The organism is Streptomyces aurantiacus, assembly GCF_027107535.1.
GTDB lineage: Bacteria > Actinomycetota > Actinomycetes > Streptomycetales > Streptomycetaceae > Streptomyces.
Genome location: NZ_CP114283.1, coordinates 4,360,379 through 4,374,771 on the forward strand (window position 1 = coordinate 4,360,379; position 14,393 = coordinate 4,374,771).

General features: G+C 71.4%; 14 protein-coding genes and 1 pseudogene. 4 read left to right on the forward strand and 11 right to left on the reverse strand.

The window, feature by feature from the left end; all coding sequences use genetic code 11:
• Positions 1-14: 14 nt before the first annotated feature.
• The 6 genes from O1Q96_RS21175 to O1Q96_RS21200 all read right to left on the reverse strand — a co-directional run bounded on the left by O1Q96_RS21175 (position 15) and on the right by O1Q96_RS21200 (position 6,950).
• Positions 15-1,169 carry a thiolase family protein gene (locus O1Q96_RS21175; RefSeq protein WP_269249707.1) on the reverse strand — a complete coding sequence of 385 codons (1,155 nt, stop codon included), beginning with the start codon at positions 1,167-1,169 and terminating at the stop codon, positions 15-17.
• The gene (locus tag O1Q96_RS21180) at positions 1,166-1,615 is read right to left on the reverse strand and encodes a Zn-ribbon domain-containing OB-fold protein (RefSeq protein ID WP_269249708.1); all 450 of its coding nucleotides are present in this window, start codon (positions 1,613-1,615) and stop codon (positions 1,166-1,168) included. The genes O1Q96_RS21175 and O1Q96_RS21180 overlap by 4 nt, the downstream gene beginning before the upstream one ends.
• 20 nt (positions 1,616-1,635) lie before the next feature.
• Positions 1,636-2,754 carry an acyl-CoA dehydrogenase family protein gene (locus O1Q96_RS21185; protein WP_269249709.1) on the reverse strand — a complete coding sequence of 373 codons (1,119 nt, stop codon included), beginning with the start codon at positions 2,752-2,754 and terminating at the stop codon, positions 1,636-1,638.
• On the reverse strand, positions 2,751-5,390 hold the full coding sequence (locus tag O1Q96_RS21190; RefSeq protein ID WP_269249710.1) for a putative PEP-binding protein: 2,640 nt from the start codon (positions 5,388-5,390) through the stop codon (positions 2,751-2,753). Before O1Q96_RS21190 ends, O1Q96_RS21185 begins: the two co-directional genes overlap by 4 nt.
• Positions 5,387-6,019 (reverse strand): hypothetical protein, encoded by a 633-nt coding sequence (locus O1Q96_RS21195; protein WP_269249711.1) that lies wholly within the window; start codon positions 6,017-6,019, stop codon positions 5,387-5,389. Before O1Q96_RS21195 ends, O1Q96_RS21190 begins: the two co-directional genes overlap by 4 nt.
• Before the next feature lie 94 nt (positions 6,020-6,113).
• A complete protein-coding gene (locus tag O1Q96_RS21200; protein ID WP_269249712.1) occupies positions 6,114-6,950 on the reverse strand; it encodes an enoyl-CoA hydratase/isomerase family protein in 837 nt (278 codons plus the stop codon).
• A gap of 119 nt (positions 6,951-7,069) precedes the next feature.
• Here O1Q96_RS21200 and O1Q96_RS21205 point away from each other — a divergent pair, with 119 nt between their 5' ends.
• Entirely contained in the window at positions 7,070-8,284 is a 1,215-nt protein-coding gene (locus tag O1Q96_RS21205) for an acyl-CoA dehydrogenase family protein (protein WP_269253668.1), read from the forward strand.
• 26 nt (positions 8,285-8,310) lie between these two features.
• On the opposite strand, the pseudogene O1Q96_RS44240 reads toward O1Q96_RS21205, so the two are convergent.
• Positions 8,311-8,436: pseudogene (locus O1Q96_RS44240) on the reverse strand (IS5 family transposase); the annotation flags it as partial.
• A gap of 105 nt (positions 8,437-8,541) precedes the next feature.
• Positions 8,542-9,015 carry an ATP-binding protein gene (locus tag O1Q96_RS21210; RefSeq protein WP_269249713.1) on the reverse strand — a complete coding sequence of 158 codons (474 nt, stop codon included), beginning with the start codon at positions 9,013-9,015 and terminating at the stop codon, positions 8,542-8,544.
• A 984-nt stretch (positions 9,016-9,999) separates the two neighbouring features.
• On the opposite strand from O1Q96_RS21210, the gene O1Q96_RS21215 reads away from it, so the two are divergent.
• The 3 genes from O1Q96_RS21215 (at position 10,000) to O1Q96_RS21225 (ending at position 12,599) form a co-directional block, all read left to right on the forward strand.
• A complete protein-coding gene (locus O1Q96_RS21215) occupies positions 10,000-10,332 on the forward strand; it encodes a MerR family transcriptional regulator (protein WP_269249714.1) in 333 nt (110 codons plus the stop codon).
• Positions 10,333-10,368: 36 nt separating this feature from the next.
• A complete protein-coding gene (trhA, locus tag O1Q96_RS21220) occupies positions 10,369-11,160 on the forward strand; it encodes a PAQR family membrane homeostasis protein TrhA (RefSeq protein WP_269249715.1) in 792 nt (263 codons plus the stop codon).
• 200 nt (positions 11,161-11,360) lie between these two features.
• Positions 11,361-12,599, forward strand: coding sequence for a PP2C family protein-serine/threonine phosphatase (locus O1Q96_RS21225; RefSeq protein WP_269253669.1), 1,239 nt, complete (start codon positions 11,361-11,363; stop codon positions 12,597-12,599).
• Between the two features lie 54 nt (positions 12,600-12,653).
• On the opposite strand, the gene trxB is transcribed toward O1Q96_RS21225, so the two are convergent.
• From trxB to O1Q96_RS21240, 3 genes are read right to left on the reverse strand one after another with little or no spacing between them, the layout of a single operon-like run.
• The gene (gene trxB / locus O1Q96_RS21230) at positions 12,654-13,634 is read right to left on the reverse strand and encodes a thioredoxin-disulfide reductase (protein WP_269253670.1); all 981 of its coding nucleotides are present in this window, start codon (positions 13,632-13,634) and stop codon (positions 12,654-12,656) included.
• A 5-nt stretch (positions 13,635-13,639) separates the two neighbouring features.
• Positions 13,640-14,059 (reverse strand): arsenate reductase ArsC, encoded by a 420-nt coding sequence (locus tag O1Q96_RS21235; RefSeq protein WP_269249716.1) that lies wholly within the window; start codon positions 14,057-14,059, stop codon positions 13,640-13,642.
• Positions 14,060-14,076: 17 nt separating this feature from the next.
• A complete protein-coding gene (locus O1Q96_RS21240; RefSeq protein ID WP_269249717.1) occupies positions 14,077-14,370 on the reverse strand; it encodes a hypothetical protein in 294 nt (97 codons plus the stop codon).
• Positions 14,371-14,393: the final 23 nt, after the last annotated feature.

Genomic DNA, 14,393 nt, shown 5'->3' on the forward strand with positions numbered 1-14,393 from the left:
CTGCCCGTCGCCTCTCATACCGTCAGGACCGAGCAGGCGCTGATACCGGGTGCTCCGTACACATGGGTGAAGCCCACGTGGGGAGTGCCTGGCACCTGCAGACCGGCCGCCCGGCCCTGCAACTGTCGTACGACCTCGTGGAACTGGCGCAGCCCGGAGGCGCCCACGGGCTCCCCGCCGGCCAGACAGCCGCCGTCGGTGTTGACCGGTATCCGGCCCGTGGGATCGGTGGCCCCGGCGGCCAGCAGCTCTTCCTGCTCGCCATGGCCGCACAGTCCGGTCTCCGCCAGGTGGATCAGCTCCGAGCCGCTGTCGGTGTCCTGGAGCTGGGCGACCTGTACATCGGCGGGCCGCACCCCCGCCGTGCGGAACGCCGCCTCCGCGGCGTCGACGCTGGGGCTGTGGTGCGGTCCCGGCGGCAGCCAGGGCGAGAACACCTCGAAGGAACCGAACCGCCGGGTCCGGAAGGCCAACGACGCCAGTTTGACCGGTCGTTCGCACAGGTCGAACGCACGGTCGCCGAGCGCCAGCACCAAGGCCGCCGCGCCCTGTCCGGGCGAGCAGAACATGTACTGGGTGAGCGGGGGACTGACCTCGGCGGAGTCGAGGATCTCCTGCTCCGTCAGCGGCTTGCGCCGCCAGGCCAGGGGGTGGTGCGAGCCGTTGCGGAAGGCTCGCGCGGAGACCATCGCGAGGGCCCGCTCCGAGATCCTGTGCTCGTACAGGTACCGCTGGGTCTTCAGCGCGAAGAACTGGGTCGTGAGCATCATGCCGGTCTCGGCGTACCAGTCGCCCAGGCCGTAGCGGGCGGCGGAGACGTGGAACGCGCCGCGCTCGTGCTTGTCGAACCCCACGGCCAGTCCCAGGGAGGCCTCGCCCGCGCGCAGCGCGTTGGCCACCGCGAGCACGGTGGAGGCACCGGTCGCGCAGCCGTTCTGCACATTGACGAACGGCACGCCGGTCAGGCCCAGTCGCCCCACCAGCGTGTCGGGCTTGCCGGACACGTCGGAGCCGCCGGCCGCGTAGCCGATCTCCTCCCAGGTGACACCGGCGTCGGCCAGCGCCTCGCGTATCGCACGCTCGGCCATGTCCATGCCGGTGACGCTCTCGTCGCGGCCGAAGGGGTGCATCCCGCATCCGACCACGTACACGTCGTCGGGCCGGCTCATCGCTCCCCGTCCCGCTGCGGGCGGAACGCGAAGGTCAGTACCTCTGTTCCGTCGTCGTCCTGGTATGCGGGCACCGTGGTGAGCCGGACCGGCAGACCGATCCGGATCTGCGCGCGGGGCACCGCGAGGCGCGCTTCGACCAGCACCTCACCGAGGTCGACATAGCCCACGTGGTAGGGCCGGTAGCCATCGGACGGCGGCCGGTACGGCGGCTTGGGCGGGAACGCCTGGAGCGTCCACGACCACACGCGCCCGCTCACCGGAAGTACGTGACCGGACATCAACCCGTCCGGACACCGGGGGCAGGAGTCCTGTCGGGGGAAGACGACGGTGTCGCATCCGGAGCAGCGGGCGCCCGCGAGACGTGGTGGATTCCCGTCTTCGGAACCCTCGTTGTCGAACTCCCGGTTCTCGAACAACGACTCGTCGATGAGCCTGGTGGTCATGTTTTGTCCCTCCTTCCACGTCACCAGGCGAGCAGCCCGGCCAGCCGTTCCCGATGGTGTGCGGCGCCGCCCAGCAGGACCGCGTCGGACTGGGCGCGCCGGAAGTACAGATGCGCGTCGTGTTCCCAGGTGAAGCCCATGCCGCCGTGGAGCTGCACGCACTCGGTGGCGACGGAGACGAACGCCTCGCCGCACCAGGCCTGGGCCACCGCCGCGGCCTCGGCCAGCGCCTGCGGCGAGCCGTCCGCCCGGACCGCGCGCACCACGGCCGACCGTGCGGCCTCGACCTGGAGCAGCATGTCGGCGCAGGCGTGCTTGACCGCCTGGAAGCCGCCGATCGCCCTGCCGAACTGGGTACGGTCGCGCACATGGGCCACCGTCATGTCCAAGGCGGCCTGGGCTCCGCCCAGTTGCTCGGCGGCCAGTGCCACCAGGGCCACGTCCAGGGCGCGGGAGACGATGTCCGCCCCCTTGCCGCGGGCTGTCAGTGGCCGGGCCCGGGCAGCAGAGAAGGTGACCACCGCCTGGCCCCGGCTGAGGTCCAGGGTGGGCACCTGGCGCACCGTCACCCCCGACTCGCGCGGGTCGGCCAGGAAGAGGTCCACGCCGTCGGTCCCGGCCGCGGCCACCACCAGCGCCTCGGCGTCGGCGCCGTCGAGGACGAACGGCGCGGTGCCGTCCAGCAGCGGGACGCTGCCCTGCCAGGAGACGGCCACCGGCACCGCGTCGGCCCGCCAGGTCCCGTCGGGCGCTGCCACCGCCAGGGCGTGCAGAGTGCCCTCGGCCAGCCTGGCCAGCGCCTTGTCGGCCGTACCGCAGCCGGCCAGCACCTGTCCGGCCAGGACGGTGGAGGACAGCAGCGGTACCGGTGCCAGGGTCCTGCCCAACTCCTCGCAGACGACGGTTGTCTCGGCGAGGCCGCCGATGCCTCCCGCCGACTCGGGCAGGCCGAGGGCCGCGAGGCCGACCTGTCGGCCGAGGGCGTCCCACAGGTCGGCGTCGATGCCGGGGGCCTTTTCGGACAGCCGGCGTACCGCGGCGGTGCCGCCGGCGTCCGCGCACACCGACCGAACGGTCTCGCGCAGGTCCTCCAGCTCACTGTCCGACAGGGCCGAGCCGTCGGTCACGGTGCTCGTCATCGTGCGCTCCCGCTCTCGTCACGCCGCGCGCCTCTGCTCTCGTCGCGACTCTGTCGCAGGGCACTGTGCGCGGCTGCCATCCGGGCCACCGGTACGCGGTGCGCGGAACAGGAGACGTAGTCGAGACCGAGGTCGTCGCAGAACGCGATCGACTCGGGGTCCCCGCCGTGTTCACCGCACACGCCCAGCTTGATGCCGGGCCGCACCTCCCGTGCCCGCTCGGCCGCCAGGGCGATCAGCACACCCACCCCGTGCGGGTCGAGCCGGGCGAACGGGCTGCCGGTGAGGAACCCGCGCTCCTGGTAGTTGGCGAGCACCTGGCGCTCGACGTCGTCCCGGGAGAATCCATAGGTGAGCTGAGTGAGGTCGTTGGTGCCGAAAGAGAAGAACTCGGCGTGCTCGGCGAGTTCGCCGGCCAGCAGCGCGGCCCGCGGGGTCTCGATCATCGTGCCGAGCCGGTAGGGGACCTCCACCCCGGTGCGGGCGGTGACCGCGTCGGCGGCTCCGCGTACGTACGCGGCCGCGGCGGCCAGTTCCTCCGGCAGGCTCACGAGCGGGATCATCACCTCCAGCTCCGGCCGGATGCCGGTGGCGGCGACATCGGCCCAGGCGGTGAAGAGCGCCTCGGCCTGCGCCGGGTAGAGCCGCTCGTGCAGCAGTGCCAGCCGCACCCCGCGCAGCCCGAGCATCGGGTTCGCCTCGCGCAGCGCGGCCGCCCGCTGTTCCTCGGCCGCGTCCAGGGCCTGCCCGGGGGCGGGCAGGAACTCGTGCAGCGGGGCGTCCAGCAGGCGCACGGTCACCGGGCGGTTCCCCACGGCGGTCAGCAGCGCCGTGAAGTCCTCGTGCTGGGCGCGCTCCAGCGCCGACAGCGCCTCGTCGCGGGCGGTCGGGTCGGCGGCCAGGAGCACCCGGCGGATCAGCGGCAGCCGCTCGCCGAGGAACTGGTGCTCCGTACGGCACAGCCCGACGCCCTCCGCGCCCAGGGCGAGGGCCGTGTCCACCTCGGTGGCCGTGTCGGCGTTGACCCGCACACCCAGTCGGCGCGTGTCGTCTGCCCACTCCAACAGGGTGGACAGTTCGGGCGGCGGTCCGGCGACACTGACGCTCAGCGTCCCCGCGTAGACGGCGCCGGTACGGCCGTCCAGCGAGATGGGGTCGCCCTCGCGCACCATCCGCTCCCCGAAGCGGACCGTTCCGGCTGCCGGGTCCACGCGCAGCCCCTCGGCGCCGCACACGGCGGGCTTTCCGGCGCCCCGTGCCACCACGGCGGCGTGCGAGGCGATGCCGCCGCTGCCGGTCAGCACGGCGACGGATGCCAGCATCCCGGGGACGTCCGCCGGAGTCGTCTCGGCAGCCACCAGCACGACCTGAGCGCCGTCCGCGGCCAGTTCGAGGGCACGTTCACTGGACAGCACGACCGCCCCGGTCGCGGCCCCCGGCGATGCGGGCAACCCCTTCACCAGGAGCTCCTCCCCGCCGGTGAGCCGGAGTTGGGGGTGCAGCAGTTCCTGCACCTGCGCGGGGGTGATCCGCCGCACGCCCTCCTCGCGGCCGATCGCGCCGTCCCGGGCCAGGTCCGCGGCCAGACACACCGAGGCCCGAAGCGGCGGGCGGAGCTGCGCCGAGGCGGCGAGCAGGGAGATCTCGTCGTCGCGCACCTCGAAGTCGACCGACACGGGCGCGCGCAGATGACGTTCCAGGGTGAGCAAGGAGTGCTCCAGCAGGGCGGTGCCGCCCGCGAGCCGGTCCAGCGGTTCACCGGTGTGCGGCGGCGGGGCGCTGCGACGCACTCCCCGGAAGAAGGAGCCCTGGGGCGAGAGGCGCCCGGTCTCGGGGTCACGGCTGACCGCGGTGCCGTAGCCCGAGCGGTCCGCCGGTCCGATGCGCAGGGCCTGCACGTGCAGGGCGACGGCCAGCTCGGCGGGGAGCCGCTGGGCCCGGCGGGACCGTCTCGCACGGGGCGAGTCCCACCGGACGAGGAGGGCCCGTGCGGCCAGCGCGAGCTGCTGCGCGGGGTCGTCGGGGAAAGGCTGTGAGCCGTGCTGTTCCACCAGGGAGAGCAGCGCCTCGATCCGCGCGCGCGGCTCGGGTATGTCCAGGAGGGCGTCGTCGAGTTCCGCACCGGGCACGTCGAGGGCGTGCTCGGCGATCATCCGTACGGTGGTGGTCCACACCTCGTACAGAGCCTCTGCGCGTCCGATGACGGCGCACAGGTCGCCGACGTTTCCCGAGGTCACGCCGAGACAGGCCAGGTCGGGCGGCAGTCCCGCGATCTCGGTCGGCGCACTCGCAGACAGGCGCAGCAGCAGTGGCCGGGCCGCGTCGCCGATCCGCCGGCCCGAGAGCTGTTCGACCAGGTCCACGGCGGCTTCGGCGGTGTCGGGTTCACCCAGCGAGGCGCAGGCGCCTGCGGGCACGGTGAGCCCCGGCACGACCGGCAGCCCGAGGGCCACCAGCCTGTCCATCGCCGCTCCGTGCGCGCCCAGCTCGTCGGCGTCGAGCCCCCGGATCCGACCCTGCCCGTAGGGGACCAGGATCCGGCCGGGGGCCTCGGGTGGGGCGAGCGGCGCCTCGGGCCGGGCACGGAGCGCTTCGGCCTGTACGTGCGGGCCCGCCTCGCGGTCGGTGATGCTCAACCCCGGCTCCTTGTGACCAGTTCCTCTTCACGAGCCTCGTCCTCGGCCCGGCTGATCCCCAGCACCAGCAGCAGCTCCTGGTGCAGCCGCATCCACACGGTGTGGTACGAGTCGCACAGCGGCGAGGCCAGCCACGCCGGCGCGCCGTCGTCGAAGCGTTCGAGGGCGCTCTCCAGGTCCGTCTGGTACCGTCCGCTGCCCGCGAGCACCCGCTCCAGCCTGCGCAGTACGGGCTGGATGGCCTCGTGCACGTCTTCCAGCGACTCGCGCACCCCGGCGTCGTAGACGTCGTCGGTGTGGTCGTTGGCGGTGCCGTCGGGGCGGCACTGCCATGCCGTGCACACGTCGCGGATCTTCCGGTTGATCGGAAGGAAGGCCTCGTACGCCGCGGTGATCCGCTCCTCCTGCTCGGAGCCGGCGGGAACCCGCAGGATCTGCGCGGCGACGGCCTTGGCACGCTCGGTCGGCAGCACCACCGGCCCCTTCACCATCGCCAGCCCGGCGTCGACCAGCGGACGGTGCTCGGACTCAGGCCGGCCGCGCCACATACCCCGCAGAGCGAGGTCGACGACGGCATCGGTGAGATGCTCGTCGGGAGCGTCCGGAAGGTCCACGGCAGCAGATTGCATCGCCACACCTTTTCCCTGGTTCTGTGGTGACCGGTTCCTCGGTTCTGTGTTGCCCGGAGGTTACGCCCAGGCAGGCCTGTTAGTGAAGAGGGTCTCAAGAAACACTTTCCGATTCCCTGGCCTCGGTCCGGCTGTCGCCCGACTTCGGGCGGCCCCGAGTGGTGAGGAACGACGCCATGAGGTCCTGTGCTTCGCGGCTGTCCGCCAGGGCGGCGATCAGCCGTGCCTCTTCGGCGAGGTGGCGCCGCAGTTCGTCACCGGCGCCGGCGCGCAGCAGGTCCTTCGCGGCGCGCAGTGCGCCAGTGGCGCCGGCGGCCAGATCGGCCGCGGTCCGGTGTGCCGCGTGGTCCAGTTCCTCGTCGTCCACGGCCCGGGAGACCAAGCCGCACCGTTCGGCGTCGTCGCCGGTCAGGAGCCGGTTGGTGAGAATCAGGTCCGTTGCCGTACGGGGGCCCACGAGGCGCGGCAGGAACCAGGAGGCCCCGCAGTCCGGCGTGAGCCCGATCGCCGTGTACGCCAGCCGGAACCGCGCGGACCTGGCCGCCAGGACGATGTCGCCCACGAGTGCGAGGCCGATCCCGCCGCCCGCGGCCGCGCCGCGCACGGCGGTCACCATCGGCACCGGTAGGTCGTACAGGGCCTGTATCGCGGTGTGCGCGGCGCTCGCCACGGCGTGCACGTAAGAGCCGGTCTCCGTGCCGCGGCCGGCGAATGCGCGGAGGTCACCACCTACGCAGAAGCTGCTGCCCGTCGCCCGTAGCAGGACCGCGCCGCCCGGGTCCGCGGCTACCTCGGCAGCTGTGTCCCGCAGTGCTTCGGCCGTTCTGAGGTCCAGGGCGTTGCCCCGTCCCGGGTCGTCCAGTCTCAGCTCAACGACCCCGTCGGGGTGGCGGACGATCCGGACCGGTCCGGCGCTCGCGGAGAGGCTCATGGACGTTTCTCCTGTCGTCTTCCCGTCGCCGGGTGCTTTCCGGCAAGATACTGAAGACGCTATACAGTTTCTAGATGCGACGGGTGCCGATGCCCGTACGCCTGCCGGCGGGAGGCCCCGTGCCCATCCAGTTCGATGTCGATCCGACCGTCGCCCAACTCGCTGAATCGACCGCCGGGTTCGTGCGCGAGGTGGTCATTCCGGCCGAGCGCGAGTGCGGCGGGTCCGTGCACGACGCCCCCGAGACACTGCGGGAAACCCTGCAGAAGGCCGCCCGTGATGCGGGTGTGTTCGCTCCACATGTGCCGACGCGGTGGGGCGGGCACGGGCTCGACCTGCGCGGACAGGCGGTGGTGTTCGAAGCGGCGGGCTACTCGCTGCTCGGACCCCTGGCGCTGAACTGCGCGGCGCCGGACGAGGGCAACATGCACCTGCTGGACAAGGTGGCCACCGAAGAGCAGAAGCAGACGTATCTGCGCCCGCTGGCCGCGGGCGGGACACGGTCCTGCTTCGCCATGACCGAACCGGCTCCGGGGGCGGGTGCCGATCCCCGCTCCCTGCGGACCACCGCGACCCGGGTTCCCGGCGGCTGGCGTATCGACGGGCGCAAGTGGTTCATCACCGGCGCCAACGGAGCCGGCTTCGCCATCGTCATGGCCCGGACCTCCGGCAACCCCGGCGACCCGGGCGGCGCCACCATGTTCCTGGTCGACGCCGGCACTCCCGGCATGCGCATCGTCCGGGACATCGAGACCCTCGACGAGTCGCTCTTCGCCGGACACAGCGAGATCGTCTTCGAGGAGTGCGTGGTGGGGGAGGAGCAGGTGCTCGGCGCCGTGGACCGCGGCTTCGAAGGCGCTCAGGTCCGGCTCGGTCCCGCCCGGATGACCCACTGCATGCGCTGGCTGGGAGCTGCCCGCCGCGCCCAGGACGTCGCGCTGGAGCGGGCGGGCAGCCGGATGGCATTCGGCTCGGCACTGGGAGACCTTGGCATGGTCCAGCAGATGCTGGCCGACTCGGAGATCGACATCGAGGCGAGCCGCGCCCTGATCCTGCGTACCGCCTGGGAGTTGGACACCGGCTCGGCCGCCTCGCAGCTCACGTCGGTGTCCAAGACCTTCGTGGCGGAGGCGGTGAACCGAGTGGTCGACCGCGCGGTGCAGATCTGCGGAGCGCTCGGCATCTCGGCCGCCGACGCGCCGCTGGCCCGCTTGTACAGGGAGGTAAGACCGTTCCGTATCTACGACGGCCCCTCGGAGACGCACCGTTTCGCCATAGCGCGCCGCGCGGTAAGGCCCTATCGGCAGCCGCGCACGGGTGTGGCCGACGGCTGATGACGGCCGCCGGACGCGGCCACGGCAAGGCCGGTGCGGTCGACGTGGAGGCTGGTGTCCATGATGCGGCGCACGCCATGCTCAGGCGGGCGACCGATGTCGAGACCCTTGCCTCTGCGCTCGGCCCGTCAGGTGGTGAGCGTGGTCCGGATCGGTTCCCAGTGCGCATCGGAGAGGGGCCGCCGCGCCCATGCCGCGGCATCAGGGCACTGAGGTGCAGTACCGGAGGTGGAGAAGCAGCCCGGTGACCGGGCCGGTCACATCAGCCGGCCTGCCGGGTGCCCGCCGGGATCGTCGGCCAGCACGATCGCGGCTTTGACGCGCTTGCCCACCGGCTCGCGGCGGATCTCGAAGCTGCGGCACACGGCCATCACGATCTCCAGGCCGTGCTTGCCGATCCGGTTCGGATCGGCTTCCTGCGGCACCGGCAGGGCAGGATTGCCGTCCCAGACGCTGATTTCCACGGCGCCGCCGTTGACCTCCAGATCCAGCAGGCAAGGGCCGGGCGCGTACTTGTGCGCGTTGGTCACCAGCTCGCTGACCACCAGCTCCGCCAGGCCCATCGCCCGCTCTGACACCGGTATCCCGTGGACTGCCTGGACCTCGGTCATAAAACGGCGGGCCGCAACCCGGGCCACACCGATCCGCTCCCCGTCCTCCAGGGCGACTGCGGACCGTAGGGGACGGCTGGCCAGCGACTGACCCTCGTCTTCGTGCACCACTGGCCCCATACCGCCACCTTGTTCTGAGCAATCCGGCTAAGGGCGTTCAGATACCCCCGAAATCCGACCCCACGCACAACCTCGCATCACGGTTGTACGAGTCGCTCATGGATGACCGCGCCGGGGAGAGTGGCCCCGGCAACCGATGAGCTGGCCGTCCGGGCAAGGGCGGTGGTACGGACGGTGTACCGCAGGAGCCTTCCTCGGCCTGGGCGGACCCCGTCCGGTGCCCTTGTCGCTGCTCGACGGCCGACTGCCTCCCCGTCGGACACTCAGAAAACCTGTGTTGGCCGGAGTAGACATTGGGTGGTGATGTGGTTATGGTTTCTCTCGTAGATCAGAGAGACAGCAAGGCCTGGCAGACACGAACTGCCTGGCGGCAGTACGTAGTTGCAGTGCGCAAGACGGTGCGGTGGTGGAGTTCCGGAGCCAGGGTTGCAGGACGGTGACGGGACTGACGACCGGACCGGGTGGCCCGCAGTGATCAGGGGCCGCCGTCAGCAGTACCGCAGTGGCAGTACCCGCAAGTGAAGTTCGCAGTACCCAGCAGTGCAGTCAGTGAGCGGTACCTCGGTGAAGGCGTCGGCTGCGGACGCGCGCACCGGGAGGTTCGGCAGTGGGGTTCCAAGCCAGAGCAGATGCAGGACGGGCGACGGGGCTGGCTGCCGAAGCGCGGCGCTGTCACAGGCCGCCAGCAGTTCGCATCACCAGCAGTGCGCAGGAGCAGTACCAGCATTGAGGGAATGAACGGAGGAAGTGGGCGCCATCAGGATCGCCCGGGCGGCTTGTTGAGTCCGGGTACCGCAGGACATCGATAGTGAGGTGGTCTCCGGTCGAGCAACCGCGATCCCAGCATTCCCGGCAGCAGTTCGGTCGGGCGTGCGGTGACAGAAGGCCGGCGCAGTAACAGGGCCGGCAGATGGTGTAGCAGTTCCTTCGGGCCCTGGCGCCGTACGGCGCCAGGGCCCTCCACGCGTGCCACAGAGAGGTCAGATGACAGCAGACGATTCCTTCGGCCGTCTCGACGATGACGACTACCCCGCCTACACCATGGGCCGGGCCGCTGAGATGCTCGGCACTACGCAGGGCTTCCTGCGCGCCATCGGCGAACACCGCCTGATCACTCCGCTGCGCTCCGCGGGCGGCCACCGCCGCTACTCCCGCTACCAGCTGCGCATCGCCGCACGGGCCCGGGAACTCGTCGACCAGGGCACCCCCATCGAGGCCGCCTGCCGCATCATCATCCTCGAAGACCAGCTCGAGGAAGCCCAGCGCATCAACGCCGAACACCGCCGCACCGCAACCCCGCACCCGGCCGGCGTCTGACCCGCCCTCTTCCGCCGAATTCAAGAATATGAGCGCATGATCGCCGAAGATGCCCAGTCGCCCGTGCGGGGACGGGAGCCGGAGCCCCGTCCCGGCAGCCCGCGAACCCCCTCGACTGATGCCCGTGCAGGCGCGGTTGGCCGGTCGGCTGCCGGGCAGGCAGCCGCCGACCTGGAAGCCGGGGTGGAGCGCGCCGCGACCGCGCTGAAGCCGATGCTGCGGGGCTGGCTGCACGCCGGGGTGTTCCCCCTCGCGTTGGCCGGGGGCATCGTCCTGATCGCCGTTTCGCGCACGGGCGCGGCTGTGGCGGCCTGCGCGGTGTACGCGGTGTCGGCCTGCCTGCTGTTCGGCACCAGCGCGGTCTACCACCGCGGGACGTGGGGTCCGCGCGGTGAGGCGGTTCTGCGGCGGCTGGACCACGCGAACATCTTCCTGATCATTGCCGGCACGTACACACCGTTGGCGGTACTGCTGCTGCCCGAAGGCCGTCAGAGGGTGCTGCTGGCGGTGGTGTGGGCTGGCGCGCTGGCCGGGATCGCCTTCCGCATCTTGTGGATCGGGGCTCCCCGGTGGCTCTACACCCCGTGTTACATCGCGTTGGGCTGGGTGGCCGTCTTCAATCTGCCCGACTTCGCGCACGCCGGCGGCGCCGGCGTCGTTGCCCTCGTCATAGCCGGTGGTCTGCTCTACACCGCGGGAGCCGTGGTCTACGGGCTCAAGCGCCCGGACCCCTCACCGGCCTGGTTCGGCTTCCACGAGGTCTTCCACGCCCTGACCATCGCCGCCTTCACCGCGCACTACACCGCCATCCTCCTCGCAGCCACCTGACGGTGTTACGTAGCGGGCACAAGGTGGGCCGGTGGTGAAGTGTGACCTGTCCGGGTACCGGGATCGGAACAGGTCTTCCGCGTCTTCCGGCGAAGTCCTGAGCGTCATCGAGCAATGAAGGAGTCGCTGTGACTGTAGGAGGGCCGAACGGCGGGCGAGTCTCTCGTCCTGCCGGGGACGAGAGCGGCCGGGGCCGGGAGATGACTTTGGCGGGGACGCTGGAGGCGGCGGAGGCCGCGGCGCCCGTGGAGTCGCTCGACGTGGTCGCGCGCATGCTCAAGGAGCGCCTCGGGGCCGTGTCGGTGTCGTTCCTGATCACCGACTTCACCGGCAGTTCGGTCGTACGGCTGGGGGCGGCGGGCAGCGTTGATATCGATGAACCCGCCCGGCGCATCACGCTGCGGGGCACCCTGTACGACGATGTGATCCGTACCCAGCGGCCGGGCGTGGAGGACAAGGGTGAGAGCGCGCCGGTGCGCATCGTCGCCCCGGTGACCAACCGCGGGGACGCCATCGGGCTCCTCGAACTGTTCCTGCCCACAGCGCCGGACGCGGAGGTGATGCGGGAGATCGGCGAGACCGCGCACGCGCTGGCGTATCTCGTCATCGCGAACCGGTCCTTCACCGACGTGTACCAGTGGGGACGCCGGACCAAGCCGCTGAGTCTGGCCGCGGAGATCCAGCACCGGCTGCTCCCGGCGTCGCTGGCGTGCGAGGCGGCGCAGTTCGCGGTGGCCGGGTCGCTGGAGCCGGCCGACCACGTCGGGGGTGACACCTTCGACTACGCGATCGGCCGGGACACCGTCCAGCTCTCCGTCACCGATGCCATGGGGCACGATGTCGAGGCCGCGCTGCTGGCCACCCTCGCGGTGGGCGCCCTGCGCCGGGCCCGGCGGGCCGGTGCCGATCTCGCCGAGCAGGCCCGCCAGGCAGACCAGGCCATGCGCGAGCACGGCCACAAGGGCTACGTCACCGGCCAGCTCCTGCGTATCAGCCTGCTCGACGGCAAGACCGAGTTCGTCAACGCCGGGCACCCCTGGCCGCTGCGGATGCGGGACGGCCAGGTGCGGGAGATCACTCCGACGGTCGATATGCCGTTCGGCTTCGACACCCCTCATACCTACCGGGTCCAGTCGCTGGACCTGCGTCCGGGCGACCGGCTGGTGATGCTGACCGACGGCATGCTGGAGCACAACGCAGGCGACCTCGATCTGTCCGACCTGATCGAGCGCACCCGCGCGCTGCATCCCCGCGAGGCCGCCCGCACTCTCATCGCGGCGATCGTCGACGCCAACGACGGCCACCTGCAGGACGACGCCACCGTCATGTGCCTGGACTGGCACGGCACCAACCACTCCCAGCGGGACGCCGCCACCGGCGCCGACCTCACCGACGCCTCCCAACCGTCAAGGACGGGACAGACCACTCCGGGGCGATGATCCTGGGCGTTTGGTGGCGAGCCCGGACGAGCAGCGGGAGGCCCTCGCTGCGCCTTACGCGGGGACCGGGGCGAGGGAGTGTTCGTCGCCCAGTGCCGCGAGGTGGCGTTCGGCGTCCAGGGCGGCCTGGCAGCCGCTGGCGGCGGCGGTGATGGCCTGGCGGTAGGTGTGGTCGACGACGTCACCGGCGGCGAAGACGCCGGGCAGGTCGGTACGCGTTGAGGGCGCGTCGACGGTCAGGTAGCCCTGTTCGTCCAGGTCCAGCTGGCCCTTGAACAGTTCGGTCCGCGGGTCGTGCCCGATCGCGATGAACAGGCCCGTCACGTCCAGGTCGCGGGTAGCGCCGGTGAACACGTCGCGCAGCACGACGCCGGCGAGCTTGCCGTCCTGCTCCTTGATCTCGGCGATCTCACTGTCGAAGGCGAAGGAGATCTTGTCGTCGGCGAAGGCGCGGTTTTGCATGACCTGGGAGGCGCGCAGGGCGGAGCGGCGGTGCACGACGGTCACGGAGCGGGCGAAGCGGGTGAGGAAGGTGGCCTCCTCCATCGCGGTGTCGCCGCCGCCGACCACGACGATGTCGCGGTCACGGAAGAAGAACCCGTCGCACGTCGCGCACCAGGACACGCCCCGCCCGGAGAGCTCGTCCTCCTTGGGCAGACCGAGCTTGCGGTAGCCGGACCCGGTGGCGACGATGACGGCCTTCGCCCGGTGCACGGTGCCGGCCGTGTCGGTGACGGTCTTGATGTCCCCGGTCAGGTCCACTTCGACGATGTCGTCATCGACCATCTCCGCGCCGAAGCGCATCGCCTGGGCCCGCATGTTCTCCATGAGGACCGGGCCGTCGATGCCCTCGGGGAAGCCGGGGAAGTTCTCGACCTCGGTCGTCGTGGTCAGCGCCCCGCCGACGAAGATCGCGCCGCCGAAGACGAGCGGCTTGAGCTCCGCTCGGGCGGTGTAGAGGGCGGCGGTGTATCCGGCGGGGCCGGAGCCGATGACAATGACGTCCCGCACACCGTCGGTGGTCGTGCCGCTCACACCGCTCACGCCTCCTGCTTGGCGTCGATCTCGGCGATCAGGATCTCGATGCGGGTCTTGATCTCGTCGCGGATGGGGCGCACCGACTCGACGCCCTTGCCGGCCGGGTCCTCGAGGGCCCAGTCCAGGTACTTCTTGCCGGGGAAGATCGGGCAGGCGTCGCCGCAGCCCATGGTGATGACGTAGTCGGATGCCTGGACGGCCTCGGTGGTGAGGATCTTGGGCTTGGCCTCGGCGATGTCGACGCCGACTTCCCTCATCGCCTCGACGGCGGCCGGGTTGACCTGGTCGCCCGGGATCGAGCCGGCGGAGCGGACCTCGATCCGGTCACCCGCGAGATGGTTCAGGAATCCGGCGGCCATCTGGGAGCGGCCGGCGTTGTGGACGCAGACGAAGAGCACGGAGGCGAGCGGGGCGGTGGACATGGGTTCTTCCTTCAGGATCAGCGGCGGTTCAGGCGGTCAGGGAGGACAGCAGCGAACAGCACGCGCGGCAGCCCGCTGCCGGGGGCGCCCTGGACGTGGGCGAGGGCGTCAAGGCGTTCCGCGGTGAAGCGTTCGGCCGGCACGACCAGGTGCGTGCGTATCTGCGCGGTGGAGGCCGGGAGGCTGTAGGAGTCGGTGAGCAGCGCCTGGACGGTCTCGGCGGAGAAGCGGGCGGCGGGCCGGGTGGCGAGGCGGGCGACTCCGGCGGCCAGGCGCCGGTCGGGCAGGAGGGGTGGGGACGAGGTGGACACGGGGACTCCTTCGACGCGTCCAA

Excerpts from the sequence above, each read along its gene's own strand:
- O1Q96_RS21195 (WP_269249711.1), bottom strand. The coding sequence starts at position 6,019 with ATGCAATCTGCTGCCGTGGACCTTCCGGACGCTCCCGACGAGCATCTC.
- O1Q96_RS21210 (WP_269249713.1), bottom strand. The coding sequence starts at position 9,015 with ATGGGGCCAGTGGTGCACGAAGACGAGGGTCAGTCGCTGGCCAGCCGT.
- O1Q96_RS21180 (WP_269249708.1), bottom strand. The coding sequence starts at position 1,615 with ATGACCACCAGGCTCATCGACGAGTCGTTGTTCGAGAACCGGGAGTTC.
- O1Q96_RS21200 (WP_269249712.1), bottom strand. The coding sequence starts at position 6,950 with ATGAGCCTCTCCGCGAGCGCCGGACCGGTCCGGATCGTCCGCCACCCC.
- O1Q96_RS21185 (WP_269249709.1), bottom strand. The coding sequence starts at position 2,754 with ATGACGAGCACCGTGACCGACGGCTCGGCCCTGTCGGACAGTGAGCTG.
- O1Q96_RS21225 (WP_269253669.1), top strand. The coding sequence starts at position 11,361 with ATGACTTTGGCGGGGACGCTGGAGGCGGCGGAGGCCGCGGCGCCCGTG.
- O1Q96_RS21175 (WP_269249707.1), bottom strand. The coding sequence starts at position 1,169 with ATGAGCCGGCCCGACGACGTGTACGTGGTCGGATGCGGGATGCACCCC.
- O1Q96_RS21215 (WP_269249714.1), top strand. The coding sequence starts at position 10,000 with ATGACAGCAGACGATTCCTTCGGCCGTCTCGACGATGACGACTACCCC.
- trhA (WP_269249715.1), top strand. The coding sequence starts at position 10,369 with ATGATCGCCGAAGATGCCCAGTCGCCCGTGCGGGGACGGGAGCCGGAG.
- O1Q96_RS21235 (WP_269249716.1), bottom strand. The coding sequence starts at position 14,059 with ATGTCCACCGCCCCGCTCGCCTCCGTGCTCTTCGTCTGCGTCCACAAC.